This window comes from Pseudoalteromonas sp. SG43-7, assembly GCF_014164295.1.
Lineage (GTDB): Bacteria > Pseudomonadota > Gammaproteobacteria > Enterobacterales > Alteromonadaceae > Pseudoalteromonas > Pseudoalteromonas rhizosphaerae.
The window spans coordinates 1-7,391 of the sequence record NZ_JACJEY010000096.1; the positions used below are offsets into that span (position 1 = coordinate 1).

The 7,391-nt window shown below is 42.3% G+C and carries 8 protein-coding genes; all 8 read left to right on the plus strand.

The window, feature by feature from the left end; all coding sequences use genetic code 11:
• Positions 1 to 84 precede the first annotated feature (84 nt).
• The 8 genes from iscR to H5200_RS22400 all read left to right on the plus strand — a co-directional run bounded on the left by iscR (position 85) and on the right by H5200_RS22400 (position 7,322).
• A complete protein-coding gene (gene iscR / locus H5200_RS22365; RefSeq protein ID WP_145236527.1) occupies positions 85 to 576 on the plus strand; it encodes a Fe-S cluster assembly transcriptional regulator IscR in 492 nt (163 codons plus the stop codon).
• 23 nt (positions 577 to 599) lie between these two features.
• On the plus strand, positions 600 to 1,817 hold the full coding sequence (locus H5200_RS22370) for an IscS subfamily cysteine desulfurase (RefSeq protein WP_149980538.1): 1,218 nt from the start codon (positions 600 to 602) through the stop codon (positions 1,815 to 1,817).
• A 40-nt stretch (positions 1,818 to 1,857) separates the two neighbouring features.
• A complete protein-coding gene (gene iscU, locus H5200_RS22375; RefSeq protein ID WP_145236533.1) occupies positions 1,858 to 2,241 on the plus strand; it encodes a Fe-S cluster assembly scaffold IscU in 384 nt (127 codons plus the stop codon).
• Positions 2,242 to 2,251: 10 nt separating this feature from the next.
• Positions 2,252 to 2,575: an iron-sulfur cluster assembly protein IscA gene (gene iscA / locus H5200_RS22380; protein WP_145236536.1), complete on the plus strand. Its 324-nt coding sequence runs from the start codon at positions 2,252 to 2,254 to the stop codon at positions 2,573 to 2,575.
• Between the two features lie 92 nt (positions 2,576 to 2,667).
• Positions 2,668 to 3,195 carry a co-chaperone HscB gene (gene hscB / locus H5200_RS22385; protein ID WP_182719621.1) on the plus strand — a complete coding sequence of 176 codons (528 nt, stop codon included), beginning with the start codon at positions 2,668 to 2,670 and terminating at the stop codon, positions 3,193 to 3,195.
• Positions 3,196 to 3,246: 51 nt separating this feature from the next.
• Complete coding sequence (gene hscA / locus H5200_RS22390; RefSeq protein ID WP_145236544.1) at positions 3,247 to 5,109, plus strand: Fe-S protein assembly chaperone HscA; 1,863 nt, start codon at positions 3,247 to 3,249, stop codon at positions 5,107 to 5,109.
• An 11-nt stretch (positions 5,110 to 5,120) separates the two neighbouring features.
• The gene (gene fdx / locus H5200_RS22395) at positions 5,121 to 5,459 is read left to right on the plus strand and encodes an ISC system 2Fe-2S type ferredoxin (RefSeq protein ID WP_145236547.1); all 339 of its coding nucleotides are present in this window, start codon (positions 5,121 to 5,123) and stop codon (positions 5,457 to 5,459) included.
• Between the two features lie 435 nt (positions 5,460 to 5,894).
• Positions 5,895 to 7,322, plus strand: coding sequence for an NAD-dependent succinate-semialdehyde dehydrogenase (locus H5200_RS22400; protein ID WP_182762701.1), 1,428 nt, complete (start codon positions 5,895 to 5,897; stop codon positions 7,320 to 7,322).
• The last annotated feature ends 69 nt before the right edge of the window (positions 7,323 to 7,391 follow it).

Genomic DNA, 7,391 nt, shown 5'->3' on the forward strand with positions numbered 1-7,391 from the left:
TAGAACCTAGAACCTAGACTTTATTTAATACTTGACTATTTTACTCTGGTAATTAAAATTTGCACTCTTTAGTGCGGGGGCTCCATGAAGTTAACATCAAAAGGCAGGTATGCCGTCACAGCGATGCTGGATGTTGCGCTACATACAAATGTAGGGCCAGTTCCCCTTGCTGATATTTCAGAACGACAAGAAATTTCTTTGTCGTATCTAGAGCAGTTATTTGCCCGGTTACGTAAAAGTGGTTTAGTCAGCTCAGTGCGTGGACCTGGTGGTGGTTATTTACTCGGTCGAGAAACGCATGCAATTTCGGTTGGTGATGTGATCAACGCCGTTGATGAATCAATAGATGCAACCCGATGCCATGGTGCAACGGGCGGCTGTCAAAGCGGTATGCGGTGTTTAACTCACACCTTATGGTCTGATCTAAGTACCAGAATAGAAGACTTTTTAAACGGTATTACCCTTGCTGAATTGGTGGAAAAGTCAGATGTGAAGGAAGTTTCATCTCGCCAAGATAACAGCGTTAATAATGCACTCAAGCAATTGGAAAATATTCAAGTAAGCTGCCAACTATAAGTTGGCGTCCAGCGGAGAAAGAAATGAAGTTACCGATTTATTTAGATTACGCAGCAACCACGCCAGTTGACGAGCGTGTAGCAAAAGAAATGATGCAATGCCTAACAATGGATGGCAATTTTGGTAACCCTGCATCACGTTCACACCGTTTTGGTTGGCAAGCTGAAGAAGCGATTGATCAAGCTCGTACTGATATCGCAGATTTAATTAACGCAGACCCACGTGAAATCGTTTTCACTTCGGGTGCGACAGAATCAAACAACCTTGCAATTAAAGGCGCAGCACAGTTTTATAAAAAGAAAGGTAAGCACGTTATTACCGCTAAAACTGAGCATAAAGCAGTGATCGACACCTGTCGTGAGCTAGAGCGTCAAGGGTTTGAAGTAACCTATATGGACGTTGAAGAAAACGGCCTACTTGATTTACAAAAATTAGCCGACACAATGCGCGATGACACAGTGTTAGTGAGCATTATGCATGTAAACAACGAGCTAGGTGTAATTCAAGATATCGCGACTATTGGCGAAATGTGTCGCGAACGTAAAATCATGTTCCACGTTGATGCTGCACAAAGTGCCGGTAAAGTTTTAATCGACGTGCAACAGCTTAAAGTTGATTTTATGTCTTTCTCAGCGCACAAAGTATATGGCCCGAAAGGTATCGGTGCATTGTATGTTCGCCGTAAACCGCGTGCTCGTTTAGAAGCACAAATGCATGGTGGTGGTCATGAGCGTGGAATGCGCTCTGGTACGCTAGCGACTCACCAGTTGGTTGGTATGGGTGCTGCATTTAGAATTGCCAAACAAGATTTCGAAAAAGATCATGCTCACATCAGCGCGCTTCGTAAGCGTTTAATTGATGGCATTATGGCTGATATGGATGAAGTGTACTTTAACGGTACGCCGGACCAATCAGTACCAGGAATAATTAACATCAGCTTTAACTTTGTTGAAGGTGAGTCGTTATTGATGGCTGTTAAAGATATTGCTGTATCATCAGGTTCTGCCTGTACTTCAGCAAGTTTAGAGCCTTCTTATGTATTACGTGCGCTTGGCCGCAACGATGAATTAGCACACAGCTCAATTCGTTTTAGTATTGGTCGTTTTACCACCGAAGAAGAGATTGATTATACCGTCAATTTAATGAAAAACTCTATCGGTCGCTTACGTGAGATGTCTCCTCTTTGGGAAATGCATCAAGAGGGTGTTGATTTAGATTCAGTTGAATGGGCTCATCATTAATTGACGAGCACATCCACTAGCAGGTAATGAGGATAGAATTATGGCGTATAGTGATAAAGTAATCGATCATGTTGAAAACCCACGTAACGTAGGTGTATTAGACAAAAATGATCCATCAGTAGCAACGGGTATGGTTGGCGCACCAGCATGTGGTGACGTAATGAAGCTGCAAATTAAAGTATCAGCTGCAGGCATAATTGAAGATGCTAAATTCAAAACATACGGTTGTGGTAGCGCAATTGCTTCATCGTCACTTGTAACAGAGTGGGTTAAAGGCAAGACATTAGATGAAGCTGCAATGATCAAAAACACTGATATCAGTGCTGAGCTTGAATTGCCTCCAGTGAAAATTCACTGTTCAATTTTAGCTGAAGATGCAATTCAAGCAGCAATTGCAGATTACAAAAGTAAACAAGCGAAGTAAGAGATAAATCATGGCAGTGACATTGACAGAAGCGGCAGTAAACCGCGTAGAATCATTTTTAGCAAATCGCGGAAAAGGCTTAGGCCTGCGCGTAGGCATTAAAACGACGGGCTGTTCAGGTCTTGCATATGTTCTTGAGTTTGTTGACGAGTTATCTGAAGGCGACGAAGTATTTGAATCTAAAGGGGTTAAAGTAATCGTCGACGCTAAAAGCTTAGTTTATATTGATGGCACCGAGCTTGATTACACTAAAGAAGGTTTGAACGAAGGGTTTAAATTTATTAACCCAAATCAAGCTGATGAGTGTGGTTGTGGCGAAAGTTTCACAGTATAAACAATAAAGTGATTGTACTCTTAAGCCCTGCACCTGTAGGGCTTTGTTCTATCTGAATTTTAAGCCAATAGATTGTTGGCATGGTTGGAATTATGCGCTATTTTGAATTGTTTGCGATACCCGTTGATTACAATGTAGATTTGGCAAAAGTAACTAAGAATTACCTCGAACTCCAGCGTGCCGTTCACCCAGATCGCCATGCCAATGCCAGCAGCCGTGATAAGTTATTAGCCGTACAAAATACCGCAGAAATTAATGATGCCTTACAAATTTTAAAGCATCCGGTAAAACGCGCAGAATACATGCTGAGTGAATTGGGTGTTGATATTCGTGCCGAGCAGCAAACACTACAAGATCCACTGTTTTTAATGCAGCAAATGGAATTACGTGAAGAGCTTGAAGAGCTAAGCACAAGCGATGATCCAGACACAGCGATTGCTCAGTTCGAGAAGCAAATAAAACAACTAGACACTCAATACAGTGCGCAACTTGCTGAGCAATTGGCAAGTAATGACGAGCAGCAATGGCAGTTAGCCGCTGATAGCATTCGAAAATTAAAGTTCGTGTATAAATTACGAGATGAATTAGAGCGTATTGAAGACAGTTTATTCGACGATTAATTATCTAACTTACTGCACCATTGGTAAGTCAAACAAGAGTTAAAGATCATTATGGCATTATTGCAGATTGCTGAGCCGGGGCAGAGCGCGGCACCACATGAACATAAGTTAGCAATTGGTATTGACCTTGGTACTACCAACTCACTTGTTGCGACAGTACAAAGTGGCGAAGCCCGTACATTAACCGATGTTAATGGCGCAGCCATGTTACCGTCTGTTGTACGTTACGCCGCTGATGGTATAACAGTAGGCGAACTTGCCGCTCAAGCTGCAACACAAGATCCTGTGAATACTTTAATTTCAGTTAAACGTTTTTTAGGTAAAACTCAAGCTGAAATAGAGCAAAGCTACGGCCAATTACCGTATGATTTTTGTCAGCATGATGGCGCATTAGCGATTACCACCGCGGCTGGCAACATCAGCCCAATCACCGCATCAAGCGATATTTTAAAAGCATTAAAGCAACGCGCCGAAGAAAGCTTTGCAGGGCAAGATATTTTAGGTGCCGTGATCACAGTACCTGCTTATTTTGATGATGCACAGCGCCAAAGCACCAAAGATGCCGCAGAGCTTGCTGGTATTAATGTACTGCGTTTATTAAACGAGCCAACTGCAGCCGCAGTTGCTTATGGCTTGGATTCAGGCCAAGAAGGCATTATCGCAGTTTATGATTTAGGCGGCGGTACCTTTGATATTTCAATCTTGCGTTTAAACCAAGGTGTATTTGAAGTACTGGCAACCGGTGGTGATTCAAGCCTAGGTGGCGATGATTTTGACTCATTATTAGTGGATCATTTTAAACGTGAAACCGGTGTGATGACGCTATCTCCATCAGTATTACGCTTATTTATTAATAAAGCTAAAGCTTGTAAAGAAGCACTAAGCCAATATGCTAAAGTGAATGTTGGTCTTGAGTTTGATGATGAAAAATACACGGTTGAAGTCACTCGCGAAAAGTTTGAAGAACTAGCCATGGTGCTGGTGAAAAAAACACTCCGTTCGTGTCGCCGTGCAGTTAAAGATGCTGGCATTACAAATGACGAAGTACTGCAAGTAGTTATGGTCGGCGGCTCAACTCGTATGCCAATCGTACGCAACCAAGTCGCTGAATTTTTTAATAAAGAGCCGCTTACCTCTATTGATCCGGACCGCGTCGTTGCACTTGGTGCAGCATTACAAGCGGATGTGTTAGTGGGCAACAAGCCTGATTCAGACATGTTGTTACTTGATGTATTACCACTGTCACTTGGCCTTGAGACTATGGGCGGCTTAGTGGAAAAGATTATTCCGCGTAATACCACTATACCTGTAGCACGAGCACAAGAGTTTACCACTTTTAAAGATGGTCAAACTGCAATGTCGCTGCATGTATTGCAAGGTGAACGAGAGCTAGTTGATGATTGCCGTTCATTGGCTAAATTTAGCTTAAAAGGTATTCCACCAATGGCAGCCGGTGCGGCGCATATTCGTGTGACCTTTAAAGTCGATGCCGATGGCTTACTTAGCGTATCTGCAATGGAAAAATCAACTGGCGTACAAGCTGAAATCCAGGTTAAACCATCGTTTGGTTTGTCAGATGACCAAGTAGCTAATATGCTTAAAGAGTCGATGACTAATGCCAAAGATGATATGCAAGCGCGTATGCTCAAAGAGCAACAAGTTGAAGCATTGCGTGTTATCGAAGCACTTTATGCATCATTAGCAACAGACAGTGCTTTACTTGCTGAACATGAATTAACTAACTTGAACGCTGAAATAGCGAAGCTAGTTACAGTTCGTGAGACAGCTACCGAGCCAAATCAAATAAAAGCAGCCATTGAGAAAGTTGATAACGCCAGCAGTAAATTTGCTGAGTTAAGAATGGATGCATCGATCAAAAAAGCACTGCAAGGGCAGTCAGTAGACAACGTTTAAAAGAGGTTAGAATGCCACAAATTATTTTTCTTCCCCATCCGGAATTATGTCCTGACGGCGCTGCAATTGATGCACCAAGTGGTGAAACAGTTCTTAATGTTGCACTTAAAAACGGTATCAGTATTCCACATGCTTGTGAAAAGTCATGTGCGTGTACCACTTGTCATTTAGTTATTCGTGAAGGTTTTGACTCACTTGATGAAAGCGACGAGCTTGAAGACGACATGCTAGATAAAGCATGGGGTTTAGAGCCTGAATCACGCCTAGGTTGCCAAGCAATAATCCGTGATGAAGACTTAATAGTTGAAATACCGAAGTACAATCTCAATATCGTTAATGAAGAGCATTGATTTAAAGCGCAGCTATAAGTTGTAAGCCTTAAGCTTCAAAGAAAACACCGCGCTCAATTTGAACGCGGTGTTTTTGTTTATAAAGGTGGAAAATTGCGCGAGGTAAACTTGCGCCTACGGGTTTGGCATCAATGTTTGAATTTGCGTAGGAGCCTGCTTTAGCCGCGAAAGATTTAAGTGATTTATTCACAAAGAGGTTAAGAGAGTGCTGTGCTTTAGAGATAAGTTAAGGGTATGCCTTCTCATTTACGCTCACGCGGCTACGGGTTTGGCATCAATGTTTGAATTTGCGTAGGCGCGGCTTTATGCCGCGCGGTTGTATTGAGATGTTAGATTTTAGGTGGAGCTAGTCTTTGCCTTTAACCTCGTACCTTTCACTTATCAGTGGTGAACATAACATTGGCTATATGCCGTAATAATTGCTTTGGAGGTTTTATGAATAATCTACTATTTAACGACTCTTTCATTAACGGTGGGTTTTACTCCACTGAAAAACACTTTAGTGTTGATGATCCCGCTACACAGCAAAGCATCATCATGGTAAGTGATATCGATGATGATGGGGTTCATAAAGCCATCAACGCCGCTCACGGCGCATTTATTAAACTCAAAGCCACCAATGCCACAACGCGTAGTAATGTATTAATGCGTTGGTTTGAACTGGTTATGCAGCATAAACAAACCCTTGCTGAATTAATGACTAAAGAGCAAGGTAAACCATTAAAAGAAGCCCTTGGTGAAGTTGAATATGGGGCTGGGTTTATTAAGTGGTTCGCAGAGCAAGCCAAACGTAGCTATGGTGATGTGATCCCCGCCACTGATGACAATCATCGTTTAACTAGTTTTAAACAGCCTATTGGCGTGGTTGCAGGCATAACTCCTTGGAATTTTCCAATTGCTATGGTTACCCGTAAAGTTGCACCAGCCTATGCCGCTGGGTGTAGCTTTGTACTAAAACCTTCGGAACATACACCTTTATGTGCTTTAGCATTAGCTTATTTGGCTGACCAAGCCGGTTTTGAAAAAGGCGCTTTTAATGTATTGCTCTCTGAAAACGCTAAAATGGTGGGTGAGTTACTAACTGAATCTGAACTTGTTCGTAAGTTCACTTTTACCGGTTCAACGGGCGTAGGTAAGCAATTACTTGCACAATGTGCCCCTACTATTAAGCGTACTTCAATGGAACTTGGTGGTAACGCGCCGTTTATTATTTTTGATAATTCCGATTTGGATGAAGCGGTAACGGGACTTATGGGGGCAAAATTTAGAAATGGCGGGCAAACTTGCGTCGCGGCTAACCGTATTTTTGTACAGCGTAGCGTGCTTGATCAAGTTGTTGATAAATTAGCTAAAAAAGTTACAGCACTGAAAGTCGGTAATGGGCTTGATGACTCAACAGATATAGGGCCGTTGATTTATCCTAAAGCTAAGCAAAAAGTACAAGAGTTGGTTGCAGATGCCAAAGCAAAAGGTGCGGTACAAATAGGTGATAATGTTGAGCTTGGTGGTAACTATCAAGCACCGCTTATTTTAAATGGGGTAACTGCGGAGATGGACATTTACCATCAAGAAGTTTTTGGCCCGGTGGTGAGTATCATTGTATTTGATGAAGAGCCTGAAGTTTTAGCACTGGCCAACGATGTGCCTTATGGTTTAGCTGCTTATTTTTATAGCCAAGATTTGAAACAAATATACCGAGTGAGCGAAGCGTTAGAGTACGGCATGGTAGGTATTAACGAAGGGTTAATATCAAACCCCGTGGCACCGTTCGGTGGGGTTAAGCAGTCAGGTCTTGGTCGCGAAGGTGGCCACCAAGGGCTCGACGAGTACCTCGAAGAAAAATATGTGTGTATGAAAATTTAGCTTTAGAGCGGTAAGCTATAAGTTTTAAGCTGTCCGAGTGCTTTTTAAGTGTTGACATAATAATTTGCA

What these genes read in the sequence shown, in the direction of transcription:
- H5200_RS22370 (WP_149980538.1), top strand. Translation starts at nt 600, where the DNA reads ATGAAGTTACCGATTTATTTAGATTACGCAGCAACCACGCCAGTTGAC.
- iscR (WP_145236527.1), top strand. Translation starts at nt 85, where the DNA reads ATGAAGTTAACATCAAAAGGCAGGTATGCCGTCACAGCGATGCTGGAT.
- iscA (WP_145236536.1), top strand. Translation starts at nt 2,252, where the DNA reads ATGGCAGTGACATTGACAGAAGCGGCAGTAAACCGCGTAGAATCATTT.
- iscU (WP_145236533.1), top strand. Translation starts at nt 1,858, where the DNA reads ATGGCGTATAGTGATAAAGTAATCGATCATGTTGAAAACCCACGTAAC.
- hscB (WP_182719621.1), top strand. Translation starts at nt 2,668, where the DNA reads ATGCGCTATTTTGAATTGTTTGCGATACCCGTTGATTACAATGTAGAT.
- hscA (WP_145236544.1), top strand. Translation starts at nt 3,247, where the DNA reads ATGGCATTATTGCAGATTGCTGAGCCGGGGCAGAGCGCGGCACCACAT.
- H5200_RS22400 (WP_182762701.1), top strand. Translation starts at nt 5,895, where the DNA reads ATGAATAATCTACTATTTAACGACTCTTTCATTAACGGTGGGTTTTAC.
- fdx (WP_145236547.1), top strand. Translation starts at nt 5,121, where the DNA reads ATGCCACAAATTATTTTTCTTCCCCATCCGGAATTATGTCCTGACGGC.